The 20,639-nt window shown below is 72.4% G+C and carries 15 protein-coding genes; 11 read left to right on the top strand and 4 right to left on the bottom strand.

Annotated elements, in window-relative coordinates; all coding sequences use genetic code 11:
* Positions 1–7: 7 nt before the first annotated feature.
* The gene (locus MTQ01_RS13335) at positions 8–526 is read right to left on the bottom strand and encodes a cupin domain-containing protein (RefSeq protein WP_247489951.1); all 519 of its coding nucleotides are present in this window, start codon (positions 524–526) and stop codon (positions 8–10) included.
* Between the two features lie 649 nt (positions 527–1,175).
* Between MTQ01_RS13335 and MTQ01_RS13340 the strand changes: the two genes are divergently transcribed.
* The 3 genes from MTQ01_RS13340 (at position 1,176) to MTQ01_RS13350 (ending at position 6,990) form a co-directional block, all read left to right on the top strand.
* Positions 1,176–1,439 (top strand): WhiB family transcriptional regulator, encoded by a 264-nt coding sequence (locus tag MTQ01_RS13340; protein ID WP_016910644.1) that lies wholly within the window; start codon positions 1,176–1,178, stop codon positions 1,437–1,439.
* Positions 1,440–1,756: 317 nt separating this feature from the next.
* Positions 1,757–5,458 (top strand): glycosyltransferase, encoded by a 3,702-nt coding sequence (locus tag MTQ01_RS13345; RefSeq protein ID WP_247489953.1) that lies wholly within the window; start codon positions 1,757–1,759, stop codon positions 5,456–5,458.
* Complete coding sequence (locus MTQ01_RS13350; RefSeq protein WP_247489955.1) at positions 5,455–6,990, top strand: DUF5719 family protein; 1,536 nt, start codon at positions 5,455–5,457, stop codon at positions 6,988–6,990. The genes MTQ01_RS13345 and MTQ01_RS13350 overlap by 4 nt, the downstream gene beginning before the upstream one ends.
* 63 nt (positions 6,991–7,053) lie before the next feature.
* Here MTQ01_RS13350 and MTQ01_RS13355 read toward each other — a convergent pair whose 3' ends face one another.
* Entirely contained in the window at positions 7,054–7,512 is a 459-nt protein-coding gene (locus MTQ01_RS13355; RefSeq protein WP_247489957.1) for a metallopeptidase family protein, read from the bottom strand.
* A 347-nt stretch (positions 7,513–7,859) separates the two neighbouring features.
* On the opposite strand from MTQ01_RS13355, the gene MTQ01_RS13360 reads away from it, so the two are divergent.
* The 5 genes from MTQ01_RS13360 to manA all read left to right on the top strand — a co-directional run bounded on the left by MTQ01_RS13360 (position 7,860) and on the right by manA (position 12,948).
* Positions 7,860–8,240: a DUF3499 domain-containing protein gene (locus tag MTQ01_RS13360; RefSeq protein WP_247490061.1), complete on the top strand. Its 381-nt coding sequence runs from the start codon at positions 7,860–7,862 to the stop codon at positions 8,238–8,240.
* A 164-nt stretch (positions 8,241–8,404) separates the two neighbouring features.
* On the top strand, positions 8,405–9,763 hold the full coding sequence (locus tag MTQ01_RS13365; RefSeq protein WP_247489959.1) for a phosphomannomutase/phosphoglucomutase: 1,359 nt from the start codon (positions 8,405–8,407) through the stop codon (positions 9,761–9,763).
* A gap of 271 nt (positions 9,764–10,034) precedes the next feature.
* On the top strand, positions 10,035–10,244 hold the full coding sequence (locus tag MTQ01_RS13370) for a Trm112 family protein (RefSeq protein WP_247489961.1): 210 nt from the start codon (positions 10,035–10,037) through the stop codon (positions 10,242–10,244).
* 166 nt (positions 10,245–10,410) lie between these two features.
* Positions 10,411–11,559, top strand: a complete 1,149-nt coding sequence (locus tag MTQ01_RS13375; RefSeq protein WP_247489963.1) for an SIS domain-containing protein — start codon at positions 10,411–10,413, stop codon at positions 11,557–11,559.
* A gap of 189 nt (positions 11,560–11,748) precedes the next feature.
* Entirely contained in the window at positions 11,749–12,948 is a 1,200-nt protein-coding gene (gene manA / locus MTQ01_RS13380; protein ID WP_247489964.1) for a mannose-6-phosphate isomerase, class I, read from the top strand.
* Between the two features lie 223 nt (positions 12,949–13,171).
* Here manA and MTQ01_RS13385 read toward each other — a convergent pair whose 3' ends face one another.
* Complete coding sequence (locus MTQ01_RS13385; RefSeq protein ID WP_247490063.1) at positions 13,172–15,235, bottom strand: fructose-specific PTS transporter subunit EIIC; 2,064 nt, start codon at positions 15,233–15,235, stop codon at positions 13,172–13,174.
* Positions 15,236–15,732: 497 nt separating this feature from the next.
* Between MTQ01_RS13385 and ahcY the strand changes: the two genes are divergently transcribed.
* A complete protein-coding gene (gene ahcY / locus MTQ01_RS13390) occupies positions 15,733–17,187 on the top strand; it encodes an adenosylhomocysteinase (protein ID WP_247489966.1) in 1,455 nt (484 codons plus the stop codon).
* 116 nt (positions 17,188–17,303) lie between these two features.
* A complete protein-coding gene (locus MTQ01_RS13395; RefSeq protein WP_247489969.1) occupies positions 17,304–17,918 on the top strand; it encodes a hypothetical protein in 615 nt (204 codons plus the stop codon).
* Positions 17,919–18,107: 189 nt separating this feature from the next.
* Here the strand turns inward: MTQ01_RS13395 and MTQ01_RS13400 are convergent, their stop codons facing one another.
* Positions 18,108–19,112 (bottom strand): RDD family protein, encoded by a 1,005-nt coding sequence (locus MTQ01_RS13400; protein ID WP_247489971.1) that lies wholly within the window; start codon positions 19,110–19,112, stop codon positions 18,108–18,110.
* 79 nt (positions 19,113–19,191) lie between these two features.
* Between MTQ01_RS13400 and MTQ01_RS13405 the strand changes: the two genes are divergently transcribed.
* Positions 19,192–20,199 (top strand): stage II sporulation protein M, encoded by a 1,008-nt coding sequence (locus tag MTQ01_RS13405; RefSeq protein WP_247489973.1) that lies wholly within the window; start codon positions 19,192–19,194, stop codon positions 20,197–20,199.
* The last annotated feature ends 440 nt before the right edge of the window (positions 20,200–20,639 follow it).

Raw genomic sequence — 20,639 nt, forward strand, 5'->3', positions numbered from 1 at the left:
CAGTGTGTCAGCTGACCCCGACGTCCCCGAGTGCCTTCGGTGGGACCGCGGGCGCGGAAGCGGCCAACGGCCCGTCGTGCATGGGCATTTCGGTCAGCCCCGGGAAGTAGACGTGCAGGCTGACGGCCGGGAGCAGGGCGTCGTTGGCCACCTCGTGCACATGGCCGGGGGTGACGAAACGCTGCGAACCGGGCCGCAGCGCAAGGGAGTTGGCGCCGGCCCGCTCGACGAGCTCGCCGTCGAGCACGGTCAGCACCCCGGAGGAACTGCCGTGGCTGTGCAGGCCGCTGCGCTGTCCCGGGAGCCAGCTGAGCAGCCACACCTCGTAGCCGGGCCCCTTGCGCAGCCGGTGGTACCAGCGGGTGGTGGCGTCGTAGCGAACGAGCGCGCGCCAGCCGGCCTCGTCGGCCGCGAGCGTGCGTGCCAGTCCGGCGAAGCCGGCGACGGTGGTGGGGTGCGCCGGGGCGGGCGGCAGGAGGTGGGTGACGGCGAGCAGGTCGCCGGCGATCTCGACATCGCTGTTCACGAGACGGTGTCCTTGCGGGAGTTGGCTGCGCTGGGGGTTCTTCGGGACGCGGCGCGTGAGGCGGCGTCGACCGGGACGCGGGACCGGGCGGTCCTCAACAACAGCAACAGCGACAGTGACCCGGGGCAGCGCGAAGGGACCCAGTGGTGTGGGTCGTGCTGAGCGCGGGGTTCACCGACATGCACAACAGGAGAGCGCGAGCCTTCTGACGCTGTCAACCTGATGTCCGTTGTGAGTGCAATATTTCACTCCATCCGGGCTGTCTCGTTGCTGAAAGGTTTGTGCAGTGAGGATCCCGGTTACATGGCGCATCACTCGCGCAGTCAAACGCCGTTGCTCTTCCGTGATCCATCTGTGATCAACGTCCCTCCGGCGGGGGTGACGGAACTCGACAGGTGGACGCCTTCGTCTCACTCGGTGAGGAGGTGCAAGGGTGTGATCACGAGCGGGGTCGTCGCCGGTTGTCGAGTTTGTGGCGATTTGAACACTTACTGCGATCCCTTGGTTCCGCAGAGTGAATAACGGCCCCAATAGCAGATCTCGGCTTGACTGGCCCGGATCGGCGCACTTGTAATTTCACCCGTGTCGTTCAGGTGGAATCGATAACAACGACGTCACGGGGACATAAAGACCGACGAGGGGCGCGCGCATGACCGAGCTGTTTCAGCAACTGCTGGTCGAAGAGGCGGACGAGGAGCTCGGCTGGCAGGAGCGAGCGCTGTGCGCCCAGACAGACCCGGAGTCCTTCTTCCCCGAGAAGGGCGGCTCCACCCGTGAGGCGAAGAAGGTCTGCCTCGCCTGCGAGGTGCGTTCCGAGTGCCTGGAGTACGCCCTGGCCAACGACGAACGCTTCGGAATCTGGGGCGGTCTCTCCGAGCGGGAGCGCCGCCGCCTGAAGAAGGCCGCCATCTGAGAACCGGGCTGCGGCCGTGCCCGATGCCGCGGCACGGCGGCCCCGGGCGGCACGACCGGTGCAGACCGTACGTCCGGCGCGATCCGCGCGAGCGGCGGGGGCGACGGCCGTGAGGTCGGCGGGAACAGCGGTGGCGGCGCCGTGACGGTCGCGGGGGCGAACCGGTCCAAGCCGTAACAAACAACAACACTCCGCCTGTTGGGCCACCCATCGGTCCGCTTCCCGCGCACGCACGCGGGAGGCGGACCGCATTAGTGTGGGGCACCGTCCGCGACGCCAAGCGTCGACCCGCAACCCAACACCGGGGCCGTAGCTCGATGTCCGTGCACAGCCACTCGGCGGCCCACCAGGCGTCGGCCGCACCCGAATTTCCGCAGCATGTCGTCACCGCCGTGCTCGTCGCCCACGACGGGGAGCGCTGGCTGCCCGACGCGCTGGCGGGCCTCGTCGGCCAGATCCGGCCCGCCCAGGACGTCGTCGCCGCCGACACCGGCAGCGCCGACAGCTCCGCGCAGCTGCTCGCCGACACCCTCGGCACCGACCGCGTCCTGCACCTCGCCCGCCGCTCCGGCTTCGGCACCGCCGTCGACGAGGCCGTGCGCACCGCCGCACCGCTGACGCCGGACCAGCTGACGTATCTCAAGCGGCCCAGCGGCTGGGACCCGGTCAGCCGCACCTGGCGCGACGAGGCGTACGACATGCCGGAGCTGCCGTACGGCGAGCCCGTGCAGTGGCTGTGGCTGCTGCACGACGACTGCGCCCCCGAGCCGGACGCCCTGCTCGAACTGCTCAAGGTCGCCGACGCCACCCCCTCCGCCGGGATCATCGGCACCAAGCTCCGCAGCTGGTACAACAACCGCCAGCTCCTGGAGACCGGCGTCTCCATCGCCAACTCCGGCCGCCGCTGGACGGGTCTGGACCGCCGCGAGCAGGACCAGGGCCAGCACGACCAGGTCCGTCAGGTGCTGTCCGTCTCCACCGCCGGCATGCTGATCCGCCGCGACCTCTTCGAGGAGCTGGGCGGGTTCGACCGCAGGCTGCCGCTGATGCGCGACGACGTCGATCTGTGCTGGCGCGCACAGAACGCCGGCCACCAGGTCCTCGTCGCCCCCGCGGCGGTGCTGCGGCACGCGGAGGCCTCCGCGCGGGAGCGGCGTCCGATCGACTGCGCCGGCCGCACGGTGGTCGGACCGCACCGCGTCGACAAGGCCGGCGCCGTCTACACCCTGCTGGCCAACGCCCCCGGCCGCACCCTGCCGTGGGTGCTGCTGCGACTGGTCGTCGGAACGCTGCTGCGCACCCTCGCGTACCTCGTCGGCAAGGTGCCGGGCCAGGCGGTGGACGAGGTCACCGGACTCGTCAAGACGCTGCTGCGGCCCGGGCTGATCGTCAGCGCCCGACGCAAGCGGGGCCGCCCCGTCGTCGAACGCGGCGAGTTGCGCCCGCTCTTCCCGCCGCCCGGCGCCACGGTGCGCGCCACCGTCGAGCAGGTCGCCGCCAACTTCTCCGGTCGCAGCGATCCCGACCAGTCCGCGGGCGGCCGGCACGGTGCCGTCGAGTCCGGTCCGGGCGGTGACGACGCCGACTTCCTCGAGGTCGAACAGTTCGCCAGGATCAAGCGGGTGGTGCGCAGACCCGCGCCGGTGCTGTTCGCCGCGCTGCTGCTGGTCTCGCTGGTCGCCTGCCGCGGTCTGCTCACCGGCGGTGCGCTGTCCGGCGGTGCGCTGCTGCCCGCTCCCGGCGACGCCGCCGATCTGTGGCAGCGCTACGTCGGCGCCTGGCATCCGGTCGGCGTCGGCAGCACGGAGACCGCGCCGCCGTATCTGGCGATCCTCGCCGGAATGGCGACACTGCTCCTCGGCAGCACCGGGCTGACCATGACGCTGCTGCTGGTCGGCTCCGTGCCGCTCGCGGGCGTCTGCGCGTACTTCGCCTCCCGCGGACTCGTCGCCTCCGGCGTGCTCCGCGCCTGGGCCTCGGTCGCGTACGCCTTCCTGCCCGCCGCCACCGGCGCGCTCGCCGCCGGGCGGCTGGGCACCGCGGTGCTGGCCGTCGTACTGCCGCTGCTGGCGCGCACGGGCGTGAGGGCCGCCGAGGGCCGCGGCTGGCGGCCGGTCTGGCTGTTCGCGCTGCTGCTGACGGTCACCACCGCGTTCACGCCGGTGAGTTGGCCCATCGCGTTCGTCCTGGTCGTCGGAGTGCTGGTGTGGCGGCTGCGGCAGGGCGGCGGTGCGACCGGTCTGATCGCCAGGGCCGCCGCTGCGCTGCTCACCCCGATCGTGGTGCTCGCGCCCTGGTCGACGGCGCTCTTCGCCGACCCGTCCCGCTTCTTCGCCGAGGCCGGTCTGGCCTTCGATAACGGCTCGGCCGCGGCGCTGGACCTGGTACTGCTCGACCCGGGCGGGCCCGGGACCGCGGGCAGCTTCCTGCTGGTCGGTGTCGTACTGGCCGCGCTGGCGGCACTGCTGCGCGAGGAGCGGCAGTGGCACATCCGCGCCGCCTGGGCGGTCGCCCTCACCGGCTTCCTCTTCGCCGCGCTGACCGGTGACTCCGGCTGGGCCGGGCCGAGCACCCTCGTCTACGGGCTGGGCCTGATCGCCGCCGCCGTCCTCGGCGCCGAGGGCGTGCGCACCCGGGTCGCCTCCCAGAGCTTCGGCTGGCGGCAGCCGGTGGCCGCGCTCATCGGCGTCACCGCCGTCGCCGCGCCACTGGTCGGCGGGCTCGGCTGGATGGTCTCGGGCGCGGGCGACCCGCTGGGCCGCGGCTCCACGGTGCAGGTCCCCGCCTTCGTGGCCGAGGAGAGCGCGACCCGTGACCGGCCGCGCACCCTGGTGCTGTCCGGGCAGTCCGACGGCGAGGTGTCCTACTCGCTGGTGCGGGGCTCCGGCGCCCGTCTGGGCGACGGTGATCTGGCGCGCACCGCGGACGGCGACAGCGGCCTGGACGCGATGGTCGCCAACCTCGTCGCGGGCTCGGGCGCGGACCAGACCGAACGGCTCCGCGGCTACGGAGTCCGGTACGTACTGGTGCGCGGGGGCGAGGCCGGGGAGTCCGAGACGGTCGGCGTCCTCAACGCCACCCCCGGCCTCGAACGCCTCAGCCAGCAGTCCGGCGGCCAACTCTGGCGCGTGGAGAGCACCGTGGCCCGCCTCATGATCGTCGCGGAGGGCGCCGACCCGGTGCCCGTCGCGGCGGGCCCGGTCGACGCGCGCGCCAAGATCCCGGCCGGCAGCGGCAAGCGCACGCTGCGCCTGGCGGACGCCGAGTCCCCTGGCTGGACGGCGACGCTGGACGGCACCGCGCTGACCGCCACCACCGTCGACGGCTGGGCGCAGGGCTTCGAACTCCCCGCCGAGGGCGGCACGTTGGAGCTGACGCACGAGTCGCCGGCCACCCGTACCGGCTGGGTGTGGGCCCAGTGCGGCCTCGCGGTGCTGGTGGTGATCCTCGCGCTGCCCGGCCGCCGCAGGGAGCACGACGACGATCTGCCCGAGGCGGAGGCGGCGGCCCTGCCGCAGCAGTCCGCCGAAGCGGGCACCGGACGACGCGCCCGCCGACTGGCCGCGACGGCACCGGCGTCGCCCGCGGGAGGGGCGGACGGTCCCGTGCCACCGCCCGCCCCGGCCGCGGCCCCGGAGCCGGACGGCCAGCAGGCCGGCGGACCGCCGGACGCCCCCGCCGGGCCGTACCGGGACACCGCCCCGCACCCGGACGCGCAGCCGTACGCGGCGGACCCCCCGTACCCGGACTCCGGCCCGTACCCGGACGCCCCCGCGCCCGACACGCAGCCGTACCCCGACGCGCCGGCGGGGCCGCCGTACCCCGGTGACCCGTACGCCCCGCAGAGCCCGTACGCGCAGGCACCCCACGATCCGCCCGCCACCGACCCGTACGGGCCCGGACCGCAGGGCGACTCCGCGCGGGGCGGCCACGGCCACCCGCACCCGCCCGCACCCGCGGCCGAACCCGGCGCCCACTGGAACCAGGGCGGCCCGTACGACAACCGGAGCGAGCAGTGAGCCTCAACCGCACGACCCTCAGCCTCATCGCGGCGCTCGTCGCACTCGCCGCAGTCACCGGTGTCGCTTCGCTCACGGCGCCCGCCGCCGGCAGCGACGGTGAGCGCGAGGCGGCGAGGCTGCCGGTGCAGCGCACCTCGCTGGTCTGCCCGCAGCCCGCCAGTTCCGATCTGGCGAACACCACGTACACCGGGTACTCGGCGCCCTCCGAGAGCGGCGACGCCGACGGCGAGGACGCGGCGGCCGGTCTGCTGCCCGCGCGCCGGACGCTGGACGGCGGCCAGGGCGAGGAGGAGTCCGAGAAGGAGAAGAAGCCCAAGCCGCTGCTGGCGCTGAAGAAGCCCGGCACCCCGCTGGTGCACGAGACGGACCGGGCGGACGCCCCCGCGCTCACCGGGTCGGCCGAGGGCGTGCTGGCGCCCGGCTGGACGGTGCAGCAGACCACGAGCATCAGCGCGGGTCCCGGTCGCGGCCTGCTCGGGGTCAACTGCACCGCGCCGGACACCGACTTCTGGTTCACCGGGGTCAGCACCGCCGAGGGCCGGCACGACTACGTGCACCTCACCAACCCGGACAAGGCGCCCGCCACCGTCGACCTCCAGGTCTACGGCAAGGACGGCGAGCTGCGCACCGACAGCGGCACCGGCCTCAACGTCCCCGGCGGCGCCACCATCCCGGTGCTGCTCTCCACTCTCACCGCCAAGCCGGCCACGAACGTCAGCCTCAATGTCGCGGTCCGTGCGGGCCGGGTCGGCGCCCAGATCCAGGCGGTGGACGAGGAGTTGGGCAGCGACTGGATCGCCGCCTCCGCGCGGTCCGAGGAGCGGCTGGTGCTGCCCGGCATCCCGGCGGACGCCACCGGGGTGCGGCTCGTCGCACACGCCACCGGCGGCAAGGACGCGGAGCTCGCGGTCAAGTTCGCCGGCCCCACCAGCTCGATCTCCCCGGCCGGGAACGAGACCCTGCACGTCAAGAGCGGAATGACGACCGCCGTCGATCTGAAGAACCTCACCAGGGGGGAGGCGGGTTCGCTCGTCCTCGAACCGAGCGAGGGCGGCTCCGGCTCACCCGTGGTGGCGACCCTGCGCGTACTGCGCGGCAAGGGCGAGAAGCAGGAGACCGCCTTCATCCCCGCCACCGAGCCCGTCACCTCGCGCGCGACCGCGGCGGGCAGCGAGGGCGAGGACAGCTCGCTCTCCCTGGTCGCTCCGGCCGGCACCGCGAAGGTCAGAGTGACGGCCTCGGCGGGCAGCGAGGGCGGCAAGCCGGTGAAGAAGACCTACACGCTGAAGGCCGGCACCACCAGGCTGGTCGACGACCTCCGGCCGGACGGCGCCGAGGGGCACTTCGCCTACACCGTGGAACGGCTCTCGGGCGGCCCGGTTCACCTGGCGCGCACGGTGAAGGCCAAGGGCAGCGGCAGCGCCAAGGACGTACCCATGTTCACGGTGCAGACCTACGCGGACGACCGGAGCACGGTCGCCGTACCCGGCGCGCGACAGGACCTGACGGTGCTCAACGGCGGGGGCTGACCGACTGCGGGCGCCGACGGTGCTCAACGGCAGGGCCGACTCGATGACGGGGCTGACCCCGGGTCAGTCCTGCCCGTAGCGGGGGTCGACGGACTCGGGCGAGAGCCCCATCAGCTCGGCGACCTGCTCCACCACGACCTCGTGCACGAGCAGTGCCCGCTCCTCGCGGGTCTTGGTACGCAGTTCGACGGGCCGCCGGTAGACGATGACGCAGTCCGGGCGGTCGCCCTTGGCCGGCAGCAGCCGCCCGAGCGGCACCTGGCCGCCCGCCTCCTCCGCGGCGCCGGCGGGCTTCGGGCCGAGCAGCGGCACGTCCTGCACCGCGAAGTAGACGCCGGAGAGCTGCGGCCACTGCCGCTCCAGGCGGTCCGCCGAATCGCGGACCAGATTGTCGAAGGAGTCGGCGCGACTCAGCGAGAGAGGGACCTGAGGGGGCGCCACCGGGCCGCGCATACCGCGGCCGTGGCGGTCTCTGTGAGGCGCCCTGCGGGGAGTCCGGCCGGGCGGGACGGCGTTGCTCATCACCCAGAGCGTATCGGTCCTGACGCTTCTCCTCAGTGTGAAAGCCACCGCCGGTCGCCTCTCAGTGACGTCGGATGTCCGCGAATGACCGGGCTCTTCGCACTTGTGCACGCTTCTCCTGTCATATCCGGAGCGATATCGTTCGATCCTCGGCCGTCCAGAGGCGAGACCGTGGCATCTGGCGGATGGCCGCCCGTGGATCCACCGCCCTGTGCAGAGACGATTCTGCATCTTTCTGCAGGTCACACCCGCAACTGCCGTTCCGGGCATAACGGGCCAAGGGGGCGACACGACCGGGTGACGGTGCGGAGAGTCATCGCAGCCCGTTCAAGAGTGCGGTACCGTCCATCGTCGTGAGCCCTGTACGTCGCTGTTCGCGCACCGCGTGCGGCCGTCCTGCCGTGGCGACGCTGACGTACGTCTACGCGGACTCGACGGCCGTACTGGGTCCGCTCGCCACTTACGCCGAGCCCCACTGCTACGACCTGTGCGCAGAGCACTCGGAGCGGTTGACCGCTCCGCGCGGTTGGGAGGTCGTACGCCTGGCGGTCGACGCGGGCCCCGCCCGCCCCAGCGGCGACGATCTGGAAGCGCTGGCGGATGCCGTGCGGGAAGCGGCGCGCACACCGCGCCCCCGTCCGACGAGCGAGCCGAGAGGCCGCAGCGTCGATCCGATAGAGGTGGCCAGGCGCGGGCACCTGCGCGTGCTGCGCTCGCCCGACCCCTGAGCCGCCCGGCCCGCCGAAGGGTTGTGTGTCGAAGTCCGGTCCGGGCGGGGTGGGTTGGTCGGTCCGGTCGGTCGGTCCGGTCGGTCCTGGAGTCCGAGCCGTGAGGCCCGCCCGTCGTGGGCGGAAGGTACTTTGGGCCCTCCAGAACTCAGGAGGGGTGGACTGTGCCCGACTTGTCGCAGATCGTGAAGGCGTACGACATCCGCGGAGTGGTTCCCGACCAGTGGGACGAGGCCCTGGCGCAGCTCTTCGGAGCCGCTTTCGTCGAGGTGACCGGGGCGGACGCGATCGTCGTCGGCCACGATATGCGCCCCTCGTCGCCGGGTCTTTCGCGCGCGTTCGCGCGCGGCGCCGCCGAGCGCGGTGCCGATGTGACCGAAATCGGCCTCTGCTCCACCGACCAGCTGTACTTTGCCAGCGGTCAACTCGACCTGCCCGGCGCGATGTTCACCGCGAGCCACAACCCGGCGCAGTACAACGGCATCAAGCTCTGCCGCGCCGGAGCCGCGCCGGTCGGTCAGGACACCGGGCTCGGCGAGATCCGCGAACTCGTGAAGAGCTGGGCCGAGTCGGGCCCGCCCGCGACCGAGGCACCGGCCGGCTCGCTGACCACCCGTGACGTCCTCGACGACTACGCCGCCTATCTGCGCGGACTCGTCGACATCGGCGGCATCCGTCCGCTGCGCGTGGTGGTCGACGCCGGCAACGGCATGGGCGGCCACACCGTGCCGACGGTCTTCGACGGGCTGCCGCTGACGCTGGACGCGATGTACTTCGAGCTGGACGGCACCTTCCCCAACCACGAGGCCAACCCGCTCGATCCCGCCAACATCGTCGATCTGCAGCAGCGGGTTCGCGAGACCGGCGCCGACCTCGGCCTTGCCTTCGACGGAGACGCCGACCGCTGTTTCGTGGTCGACGAGCGGGGCGAGCCGGTCTCCCCCTCCGCGATCACCGCGCTGGTCGCCTCCCGCGAGCTCGCCAAGCACCACGGCGGCACGGTCATCCACAACTGCATCACCTCGCACTCCGTGCCCGAGGTGGTCGCCGAAGCGGGCGGCACCGCCGTGCGCACCAGGGTCGGCCACTCCTTCATCAAGGCCGAGATGGCCAGGACGGGCGCCATCTTCGGCGGCGAGCACTCCGCGCACTACTACTTCCGCGACTTCTGGAACGCCGACACCGGCATGCTCGCCGCGCTCCACGTGCTCGCCGCGCTCGGCGGACAGCAGGGCCCGCTCTCCGGCCTGGTCGCCGAGTACGACCGCTACGCGAGCTCCGGAGAGATCAACAGCACGGTCGAGGACCAGGCCGGCCGTCTGGCCGCGGTCGAGGAGACGTACGGCGACCGCGAGGGCGTGACCCTGGACCGGCTGGACGGGCTCACCGTCACCGGACCGGACTGGTGGTTCAACATCCGCGCCTCCAACACCGAGCCCCTGCTGAGGCTCAACGTCGAGGCGAAGGACGAGGCGGGAGTCCGGCAGGTGCAGGAGGAAGTGCTGGCGCTCGTACGCGCCTGAGGCTCTCCGGGCCGCCGGCGACACGGCGGGCGGCCCGGGTCCGGACGAGTGTCGGCCCGGGCCGTACGTCCCCGGCGGGCGCACGCCCCGGTCGGCGGCCGGCCCCGGCCCCGGTCCAGCCTCAGCCCCGGCCCCGGTCCGGTGGACGGCGGGTACGAGCCGTGGGCGCGAGCCGCTGTCGTCGTCCGTCGGTGATCACGCCGGGGAAGTTGCGGGCCGGGCGCCGGCGGTACCCTGGGGCCAGCCGTAAAGCCCACCCGAAGGGACGCTCATGCCGCTCGAAGCCGGTCTCCTGGAGATCCTCGCCTGTCCGGCATGCCATGCCGCCCTCCGCGAGGAGCCCGCCGAGGCATCCGCAGACGACAAGGACGAGCCCGGGACCGAGCTGCGCTGCACCGCCGAGGCGGGTTGCGGTCTGGTCTATCCCGTGCGCGACGGCATCCCCGTCCTGCTCGTCGACGAGGCCCGCCGCCCCGGCTAGCGCGCAGGTCCGGGCACGGGCCGCCGGGTCCGGTTCTCCGGGCGCCGGGAGGTCCGGGCCCGCTGCGGCGCGGCAGCCGGCCGCCGACGCACTGCGAGACGGCGGGCCCGCGCGGTTCCCCGATCCGGCACGATCCAGCGACAGCCCCAGCCGTGAGGAGCAGCCGATGTTGGACGACACGGTCCTGGACGATCCCGACGCCCTCTCCGCGCTGGACCGCGGCGGGCTGCTGAGGGGCGCGGCCGAGGCCGGCGCGCTCAGCCGCAGTGCGGCCAGGCTCGCCACCGAGTCCGGGCTGGACGAGCTGCGGCCGGACGGACGTCCGCGTGCGCTGCTGGTCGCGGGGCCCGGGCCGAGCGTCGGCTGCGCGGCCGAGCTGCTCGGCGCGTTCACCAACGGTTCCGTTCCGGTCACCCCGCTGCGCCCCTCCGGCGCCGGGGCCTCGGCCGCCGAACTGCGCTGGACGCTGCCGGGTTGGGCCGGCCCGGTGGACCTGCTCCTGGTTCTGACCCACGACGGGAGCGAGCCGGGTCTGGTGGCGCTGGCCGAGCAGGCGTACCGCCGGGGCTGCACCGTGCTCGCGGTGGCTCCGCCCACGGGCGCCGTCAGCGCGACGATCAGCCCGCCGCGTGGCCTGGCCGTACCCCTCGCGACCGCGCCCGGAGCCGCAAGGCTGCAGCACGAGGTGCCGGACGCCGAGCAGTCGCCGATGGTGCCGGGCGGCCTGTGGGCCCTGCTCACCCCGCTTCTGCTGCTGACCGACCGGCTCGGCCTCGGCCACACCCCGCCCGACGCCGTACAGGCACTCGCCACCCGGCTCGACGAGGTGGCCGGCCGTTGCGGCCCCGCGATCCCCACCCACGAGAATCCCGCCAAATCGCTGGCGCAGGAGCTCGCCGACGCGCTTCCGCTGATCTGGAGCGAGACCCCGGTCGCCGACGCGGTGGGCAGGCACTTCGCCACGATGCTCGGCGCCGCTGCCGGCCGGCCCGCCGCCTGCGCGCCGCTGCCGGAGGCGCTGGTGACCCATCGGGCGCTGCTGAGCGGCGAGTTCGCGGGCGGCCGCGAGGACGACATCTTCCGCGACCGGGTGGAGGAGCCCGACGCGCTGCGCGCCCTGGCGGTGCTGCTGCACGAGCGGACACCGGCGGCGGACTCCGCCGCACCGGCCGCGCGCGAGCTGGCGCACGCGCACTCCGCGGGCGTCACGGAGATCGAGGCGCAGCCGGCGAGCAGCCCGTTGGAAGCCGCCGCGGAGCTCATCGCCACAGCCGATTTCGCCGCGGTTTACCTCGGGCTCACTCCGAATCCCTGATTTCGCCGCACACTTCGCGCACAGTGCTCGGGGGAGCGCCCGCAGCGCGCCGCGACCCGCTCCGCCACCCGGTCCGAAGCGACCCCGGCCGACCCCGCCACGGTCGGGAGCAACCCGGGACACGGACGGGCAGCACACTCGGAGCAGGGCCCGGCGCACAACCCGTACAGCACCACCCGGAGGAACGCAGTGGACCGCCTCAGCAACACAGTCCGGCCGTACGCCTGGGGGTCGACCACGGCCCTGCCCGAGCTCCTCAGACAGCCGTCCACCGGCGAACCGCAGGCCGAGCTGTGGATGGGCGCGCACCCCGGGGCGCCCTCGCTCGTCGACCGGAACGGCACCCCGACACCGTTGGGCGAGATCATCGCCGCCGACCCGGTCACCGAGCTCGGCGCCGCGACAGTCGACGCCTTCGGCCCGCGGCTGCCGTTCCTCTTCAAGGTGCTGGCCGCCGGCTCACCGCTGTCCCTCCAGGTCCATCCCGACCTGGATCAGGCCCGTCGGGGTCATGCGGACGAGGAGCGGCGGGGCGTGCCCGTCTCGGCGTCCGAGCGCAACTACAAGGACGACAACCACAAGCCCGAACTCATCTGCGCCCTCGGCGAGTTCGAGGGGCTGTGCGGTTTCCGCCCGGCGGACGAGTCCGCCGAGATCATCGCCGCCCTGGAGATCGACGCCCTCAAGCCGTACGTCGACCTGCTGCACGCGCGCCCCGAGTCCGACGCCCTGCGCGAGATGCTCACCGCGGTGCTCTCCACCGACCGCGCCGAGTTCGCCGACACCGTACGGATGGCCGCGGCCTCGGCCGAGCGCCTGGGCGCGGCCGGCGGCCCGCACTCCGCCGCCTACGCCGCCTGCGCCGCCGCGGCCCACCACTACCCGGGCGACCCCGGCTTCCTGGCCGCACTGCTGCTCAACCACGTACGGCTCCAGCCCGGCGAGGCGCTCTACCTGGGCGCGGGTGTGCCGCACGCCTATCTGAGCGGTCTCGGGGTCGAGCTGATGGCCAACTCCGACAACGTGCTGCGCTGCGGCTTCACGCCCAAGCACGTGGACGTGCCCGAGCTGCTGCGCGTTGTGCGCTTCGAGTCCCGGGACCCGGGAGTGCTGCGCCCCGAGGCGGGCAGCGACGGCGCCGAGGTCTACGGCACTCCCGCGCGCGAGTTCCGGCTCTCGCGGTACGTACGGGCTCCGGGAGCCGCCGACAGCGAGCCGGCGGCGGGCAGCCCCCAGATCCTGTTCTGCACCGACGGGGAGGTGGAGCTGGTCCGCGCCGACGGCGTCGAACTCACCCTCGGGCGCGGGCAGTCCGCGTACCTCGGCGCGAGTGAGGAGGTACGGCTGCGCGGTACGGGCACCGTGTTCCGCGCCGCCGTCGCGCTCTGAACATCGCCGCGCACTCGGCGGCCGCCCGGCGGCTCAGCGCCCCGCGGAGCTGCGGCCCCGCGCCCCGCGGAGCTGCCGTCGCGGGATGCCGACCGGACCCGGTGCACCGTGCCCGACCGGTGTTCGCGGTGCACCCCCTGCCCGTCTCCGACGATCACGCCTCTGACGTGCACGTCTCCGCCGACCACACCGCCGACGTGCACGCCTCCGGCGTTCCGCGGGGTCAGCCGATCTCCCGCAGCACGGCGAGAACCGCCGGGGTGTCGGGTGCGGACTGCAGACGCTCGCGGAAGTCGCCGTCCATGAGCTTCCTGGACAACTGGGCGAGGATGCGCAGGTGTTCGTCGCCCGCGGCGGCCTCCGGGACGGCGATCATGAAGATCAGTCGGGCCCTGGTGCCGTCGACCGAGTTCCAGTCGATGCCCTCCGGAGACCGGCTGAAGCCCACGACCGGGGCGGTGACCGCGTCCGTCTTCGCGTGCGGCACGGCGATCTCCTCGCCGAGGCCGGTGCTGCCCTGCTCCTCGCGGGCGAGCGCCACCCGTACCAGCTCGGCCTGATCGCGCACCCGGCCGGTACGGGCCAGCAGCGCGGCCAACTCGCCGATCGCGGCGTCCCGTTCGGTCGCCTCCAGCCGCAGCCCGACGGTCTCGGCGGTGAGGTGGCCGGAGAGCACCTGACCCTCCGGGTCTGCCTCCGCGCCGTCGCTGTCGCCGCCCTCGGGCCGGTCGCGACGTTCCGTCGGGTGACCGGCCGCCGTGTCGCTGTTGTCCGTACGGGTCCCGGCGGTGCCGGTGCTCGCGGCCGCCGCGGGGGCCCTACCGGCCGCGGCCGGTACCGCACCCGTCGAGCTGCCGGTCGACGCACCGACGCCGGCCGCCGCGGTCGCCGCAGCCGTCGCCTTCGCCGGTTCGGGTGTGTCAGCCCGTCCCCTCCGGCCCGTCAGCTCGACCAGAGTCACGGTCGCCAGTGCGGTGACCAGCGTTCCGGCGATCACCGCCACGAAGAACATCGGCACCCCGCCGACGGCCTGGAGCACGGCGACGATCGGTCCGCCGTGCGGCACCGCGTCGGTGACTCCCGCCAGCCCCGCGATCCCTCCGGCGACCGCGCCGCCGAGCATGTTCGCGGGGATGACCTGGGCGGGCCTGGCGGCCGCGAACGGGATGGCGCCCTCGGAGATGCCGAAGAAGCCCATGAAGAGCGCGGCCATTCCCGTCTCGCGCTCCTGGTCGTCGTACAGCCGCCGGCGCACCAGCGTCGCCAGCCCCTGGCCGAGCGGCATGACCGGGATGGCGGCGGCGCACATGCCCATCACCGCGAGGTTGCCCGACTCGATCAGTCCGGCACCGAAGAGGAACGCCGTCTTGTTGACCGGCCCGCCCATGTCGAAGGCGATCATCAGGCCGAGGAGGGCGCCGAGCCAGATCGCGTTGGTGCCCGTCATACCGCCGAGCCACTCGGTGAGCGTCTCGAAGACCCAGGCGATGGGCCGGCCGATCACCGAGATCACGAAGAGTCCGAGCGCCACCGTGGAGAAGATCGGGATCACGATGATCGGCATGATCGGCTGGGCGAACTTCGGGACCCGCACCTTCTTGATCAGCCGCACCAGGTGTCCGGCGAGGAAACCGGTCACGATCGCGCCGATGAACCCGGCCCCGGCCTCGGAGTCGTAGAGCGACCCCTCGTTGACGATCCAGCCCGCGATCATGCCCGGCGCCAGCGCCGGCCGGTCCCCGATCGCGTACGCGATGTAGCCGGAGAGGATCGGGACCATCAGCTGGAACCCGATGACGCCGATGTCGTTGACGTGCTGCCAGTAGGAGCCGTCCGGGATGACCAGTCCGCCCTCGGCGCTCGTCTGGCCGCCGATGGCCAGCGACAGCGCGATCAGCAGTCCGCCGACGACCACGAACGGGATCATGTACGAGACGCCGTTCATCAGCGCCTTGTACGTCAGACTCCGCCCGCCGCCCTCCGCGCCGCCGCTGCTCCCGCCCCGGGAGCCGGACCCGCTCCCGCCGCCACGGTGGACGGGGGCGGTGCGCACCCGTTCGATCAGCTGCTCCGGGTGACTGATGCCCTCGGAGACGCCGACGGCCAGTACGCGCTTGCCGGTGAAGCGGTCGAGGTCGACTTCCTTGTCCGCCGCGATGATGACGTACTCCGCATTGCTGACATCGTTGTCAGACAGTGCGTTCTCGGCCCCGATCGAGCCCTGCGTCTCCACCTTGACGGAGATGCCCGCGGCCTGTGCCGCCTGCGTCAGCTTCTCGGCTGCCATATAGGTGTGTGCGATGCCGGTGGGACACGCGGTGACGGCGAGCAGGCGCGGACCGGCGCCGTCCGCCTCCGTGTCACGAGGTTCCGGAGTGGGGGACACGAGGTGCTCCTAGCTCGTCGGCTGCGGGTGTTCGTCAGGATCGTACGGCCCCTCCCACCTCACTGGGCAACACCTCGGGCTGGCCGAAAGCGAACGACCCCGTGCCCTGCACGACGTCCGATTCGCCGCCCTTTGCCCCCGCCCCGGACCTCGACGCATTGACCCGACCGTGTAGATTCTGGGGTCACAGACGTCGCTGCTGATGGCGGTCGGGCGCGCACCCAGTGGGCGGCCGAGGGAGAGAGGGCCTCCGACGGACTGCGTTGCGGCCAGGGACCAGTGTGTCCAGAGGTCGGACGGGGCGGAGTTGAAGAATCCCGGTCCCGGCCTTCATCATCTGCCCGCTGCCGCAGACCAGACAGCCTTCACTCACCCTCGACACCGAGGAGCAGCTCGTAATGACGACCGACAGCGCCCAGGACTTCAAGGTCGCGGACCTCTCGCTCGCAGCCTTCGGCCGCAAGGAGATCTCGCTCGCCGAGCACGAGATGCCCGGCCTGATGGCGATCCGCGCGGAGTACGCCGCCTCGCAGCCGCTCGCAGGGGCGCGCATCACGGGTTCGTTGCACATGACGGTCCAGACGGCCGTGCTCATCGAGACCCTGGTCGCCCTCGGCGCCGAGGTCCGCTGGGCCTCCTGCAACATCTTCTCCACCCAGGACCACGCCGCGGCCGCCATCGCGGTCGGCCCCGAAGGCACTCCGGACAGCCCGCAGGGCGTGCCCGTCTTCGCCTGGAAGGGCGAGACGCTGGAGGAGTACTGGTGGTGCACCGAGCAGGCGCTGACCTGGGCCGGCACCCCCACCGGCGGCCCGAACATGATCCTGGACGACGGCGGTGACGCCACACTCCTCGTCCACAAGGGCGTCGAGTACGAGAAGGACGGCAAGGCTCCCGCGGTCGAGACCGCGGAGAACGACGAGCACCGCTGCATTCTCGAGCTCCTCAACCGCACCCTGGCCGAGAACCCGCAGAAGTGGACCCAGCTCGCCTCGGAGATCCGCGGCGTGACCGAGGAGACCACCACCGGCGTCCACCGCCTGTACGAGATGCACCAGGCCGGTGGCCTGCTCTTCCCGGCGATCAACGTCAACGACGCCGTCACCAAGTCGAAGTTCGACAACAAGTACGGCTGCCGCCACTCCCTGGTGGACGGCATCAACCGCGCCACCGACGTGCTCATCGGCGGCAAGACCGCCGTGATCTGCGGCTACGGCGACGTCGGCAAGGGCTCCGCGGAGTCCCTGCGCGCCCAGGGCGCCCGGGTGATCGTCACCGAGATCGACCCGATCTGCGCCCTCCAGGCCGCGATGGACGGCTACCAGGTCGCCACTCTCGACGACGTGATCGAGACCGCCGACATCTTCATCACCACGACCGGCAACAAGGACATCATCATGGCCGCGGACATGGCCAAGATGAAGCACCAGGCCATCGTCGGGAACATCGGCCACTTCGACAACGAGCTCGACATGGCCGGTCTCGCGAAGATCGACGGCATCGTCAAGGACGAGGTCAAGCCGCAGGTGCACACCTGGACCTTCCCGGGCGGCAAGAAGATCATCGTGCTGTCCGAGGGCCGCCTGCTGAACCTGGGCAACGCCACCGGCCACCCCTCGTTCGTGATGTCCAACTCCTTCGCGAACCAGACGATCGCCCAGATCGAGCTCTTCACCAAGCAGGAGGAGTACCCGACCGACGTCTACGTGCTCCCCAAGAAGCTGGACGAGAAGGTCGCCCGACTCCACCTGGACGCCCTCGGCGTCAAGCTCACGACGCTCCGCAAGGACCAGGCGGACTACATCGGCGTACCGGTCGAGGGCCCGTACAAGCCCGACCACTACCGCTACTGATCGACACACCGTCCCGGCGCCGCGCTCCGGCCGACCCGCCGGGACCGGTGTGAAAACGCAGGTCCCGCCCCCGTCCCGGAATCCGGGTCGGGGGCGAGGCGTATCGAGGAACCACCATGCCCCGCGGTCGCTACTCGCTCCACGACACCCATGACCACGCTCCTCTCGGCGAAGAACACTTCCAGTGCGCCACCGGCCCCTCCGGCTGGCGCTACTACTCCCGGACCACCACCGCGTCCGGGGACGAAACGGGCTCGACGGATCTGACCCTGGACGAGCTCGGCCGCCCGATCCGTCTCCAACTCCAGGCCTCCGGCTGGCAGGTGCGGGGCGCCGCGCTCGACGGGGTCACCTGGGTCCGCAGCGACCCGGAGGGCGACCACGCCCAACAGGGCAACGCCGCCGCCCACGGCTTCGCCGGCGGCTCGCCGGCCTTCCTCATCGCGACCGCACGACTGCTGCGGCTCGCGCCCCGCGCGGAGGCCACCCGGGTACGACTCGTCGCCCTCACCCCTCCCGTGCTCGCGCCGCTGACGGTCGACCAGTCCTGGTCACTGGTGGAAACGGAAACACACACCACTGACAACGGTCCGCTGACTGTGGAGAACTACCGGATCAACGATCTGCAGACCGGCGAACAGCAGCTCGTCCACATCGCCGGTGACGTGGTGCTCGCGGCGCCGGGCATCGAGCTGGAGGAACTGGAGTCCCCTCCCTCGGTCTTCCTCTGACCGCCCATCGCCCGACCGCCCCCCCCGCCCGCCTGCCCCTCGCCCAGCCGCGTTTCCCCGGCCGCCTTTCGCCCGGCCATCTGACCGTCGAGCCATCTGCCGCCCACCGTCCAGCCGACTTCTGCCCCGCTCGCCGTCCCGAGCGACGTGGGAACGGAGCGCCGTGGCCAGCACCGAGAACACTGAGCCTCAGGCGGGCGGCACGAACCCGGTGGCCCGGCTGTCGCCGTCCGCCTCGGTGCCCCGGTCCCCGGCGACCGACCCCTGCCCGTCGCCCGCCGGCGCGGCTTCCGGCGCCGACGGTCGTACCTCCGCGGCCACCGCGGGCCGCACATCCGAACCTGTGCGCGCCCCGTCGACCAGCTGCTCCTCACGCTCCGCCCCCGGCCCCGTCGCCACAGCCCGCCCCTCGCCGCCGGCCCCGCTCCGGTCCCGGCGGCTCCCGGCGGGGCGACTCCTGTCGCGGGCCCTGCGCTCGGCGACCACCGCGACCAGGAACCCGAGCGCGTCGGGTCCGGCGGGCGCCGCGTCTCCGCTGTACTCGGCGACGTCGCCGGCCAGCCGCTCACCCATCGACTGCCGCACCGCAGGGTCGAGTTGGGGCGCCCGCAGCAGGTACTGGCGCACCGCCAGCCACAGCGAGTCCGGCACCGAGGACAGGTTCAGCCCGTGCAGCCGTACGGCCTCCGCCTCCGTTTGCGCCGACCGACCGCCACCGGCCCTGCGGGCCGCCACCCCCGAGCGTTCCCGTACGACGAGCGTCCCCGCGAACACGTCGCCGAGCCGCCGGCCGCGAGCCGACACCAGCGAAGCCGCGCAGGCGACCGTTCCCACCGTCATCTGAAGCTCCACGAAGCCGACGAGGCCGCGCACCAGCGCGTGCCGGAACCGCACCGGTCCGCCGTCCTCCCGCACCACTCGCAGACCGCACACCACCTTGCCGAGGGATCTGCCCGCGGTCAGCGTCTCCACAGCCACCGGGACGCCGATGAGCACCGTCAGCAGCAGCCCGACCGCCACCGCCGCTGCCGCGGCCTCGTCGAGTCCGGAGACCGCGGTCAGCAGCACCACGGTCAGCAGTACGTACGCCGTCCACAGCACGGCAAGGTCGATCAGCACCGCGATCGCCCGGCTCGGCAGTCGTGCGGGTTGCAGACCGAGCACCACCGCATCGCCCGTGACCAGTTCGCTCACCACGCGTCCTCTCCGTCGGGGACAGTCTGCCGACCGATGCGCACGGACGGACGCGGTCCCCTTCTGCCAAGCTCTCACCATGGACCTGGACGTCTTCGTGACCACTCACAGCGCCGAGTGGGAACGGCTGGACAGACTCGTCCGCCGGGGCCGCCGACTCACCGGTGCCGAGGTCGACGAACTCGTCGAGCTCTACCAGCGTGCGGCGGTACATCTCTCCCAGGTCCGTTCCAGCGCGCCCGATCCCGTGGTCGTCGCCCGCCTCACCACTCTGGTCGCCCGTGCCCGCAGCGCCGTCACCAGCCCGGGCCGCCCGGCCTGGCGGGACGCCGCCGACTTCTTCACAACCGGCTTCCCCGCAGCCCTCTACCGGACCAGACGGTGGTGGCTCTCCACCGCACTCCTGACCGTCGTCGTCGCCGTACTGGTCGGCTGGTGGGTCGCGGCGCATCCGGAGGTCCGGTCGGCGCTCGCGACTCCGAGCGAGCTGCACGAGATGACACGTCCCGGCGGACAGTACGAGACGTACTACTCCAGCAGCCCGGCCGCCTCGTTCGCAGCACAGGTGTGGACGAACAACGCCCAAGTCGCCGCGCTCTGCCTGGCGTTCGGCGCCTTCCTCGGCCTCCCCGTCGTGGCGATCCTGCTGCTGAACGCGGCCAATCTCGGCGTGGGCCTCGGGCTGATGGCGGCCGCCGGCAGGCTGGACGTCTTCCTCGGACTCGTCGCACCGCACGGCCTGCTGGAGCTCACCGCCGTCTTCGTCGCCGCCGGGACCGGGCTCCGCCTCGGCTGGACGGTGATCGACCCGGGTCCCCGTCGACGTACGGCAGCGCTGGCGCAGGAGGGACGAGCAGCGATGGGCATGGCCCTCGGGCTGGCAGTGGTGCTGTTGGTCTCCGGCGTCATCGAGGGCTTCGTGACCCCCTCCGACCTGCCGACCTGGGCACGTCTCGCGATTGGCGCCCTCGCCGAAGCGGCCTTCCTCCTCTACGTGTTCGCCCTCGGCCGGAGAGCAGTTCGGCTGGGGAACACGGGCGATCTGGACGCGGGTGACCTGGCAGCCGCCCGCCCGACCGCTGCCTGAACACCACTCGTGACCAGGCCCGAAGCGCCGATGCCCGACCGCCCCTTGACACGGCTGCACAGCGGGCAGTAAGTTCACACACTTGCCCCGGGACGCGCTCGCGTCCCACGGCAGTGGCAGTGCGTACGCAGACCCCTTTGGACGGGGAATGTCAGCACATCCAATCGACTCTCAAGCTCTTCGTCGGGCGATTATGTCTCCCGCGAACGAACTGCTAGTGTCGGCCACCGCCGCAAGGCGAATTGGGTCTCCACCCACCCGCAGAGCAGATTCGCTCCGATGGAAATCGGGCCGGAAATACTCTGGTAAGGTTGGAAACACCGAAGGGAAGCCCGGAGGAAAGCCCGAGAGATTGGGTGAGTACAAAGGAAGCGTCCGTTCCTTGAGAACTCAACAGTGTGCCAAAAGTCAACGCCAGATATGTTGATACCCCGTCCCTG

Source organism: Streptomyces sp. XM4193, assembly GCF_023072595.1.
In the GTDB taxonomy this organism is placed as follows: domain Bacteria; phylum Actinomycetota; class Actinomycetes; order Streptomycetales; family Streptomycetaceae; genus Streptomyces.

Coding starts and splice junctions, on each gene's coding strand:
- MTQ01_RS13405 (WP_247489973.1), top strand. CDS start 19,192: ATGGACCTGGACGTCTTCGTGACCACTCACAGCGCCGAGTGGGAACGG.
- MTQ01_RS13385 (WP_247490063.1), bottom strand. CDS start 15,235: ATGGCAGCCGAGAAGCTGACGCAGGCGGCACAGGCCGCGGGCATCTCC.
- MTQ01_RS13370 (WP_247489961.1), top strand. CDS start 10,035: ATGCCGCTCGAAGCCGGTCTCCTGGAGATCCTCGCCTGTCCGGCATGC.
- MTQ01_RS13340 (WP_016910644.1), top strand. CDS start 1,176: ATGACCGAGCTGTTTCAGCAACTGCTGGTCGAAGAGGCGGACGAGGAG.
- ahcY (WP_247489966.1), top strand. CDS start 15,733: ATGACGACCGACAGCGCCCAGGACTTCAAGGTCGCGGACCTCTCGCTC.
- MTQ01_RS13355 (WP_247489957.1), bottom strand. CDS start 7,512: ATGAGCAACGCCGTCCCGCCCGGCCGGACTCCCCGCAGGGCGCCTCAC.
- MTQ01_RS13375 (WP_247489963.1), top strand. CDS start 10,411: ATGTTGGACGACACGGTCCTGGACGATCCCGACGCCCTCTCCGCGCTG.
- MTQ01_RS13395 (WP_247489969.1), top strand. CDS start 17,304: ATGCCCCGCGGTCGCTACTCGCTCCACGACACCCATGACCACGCTCCT.
- MTQ01_RS13345 (WP_247489953.1), top strand. CDS start 1,757: ATGTCCGTGCACAGCCACTCGGCGGCCCACCAGGCGTCGGCCGCACCC.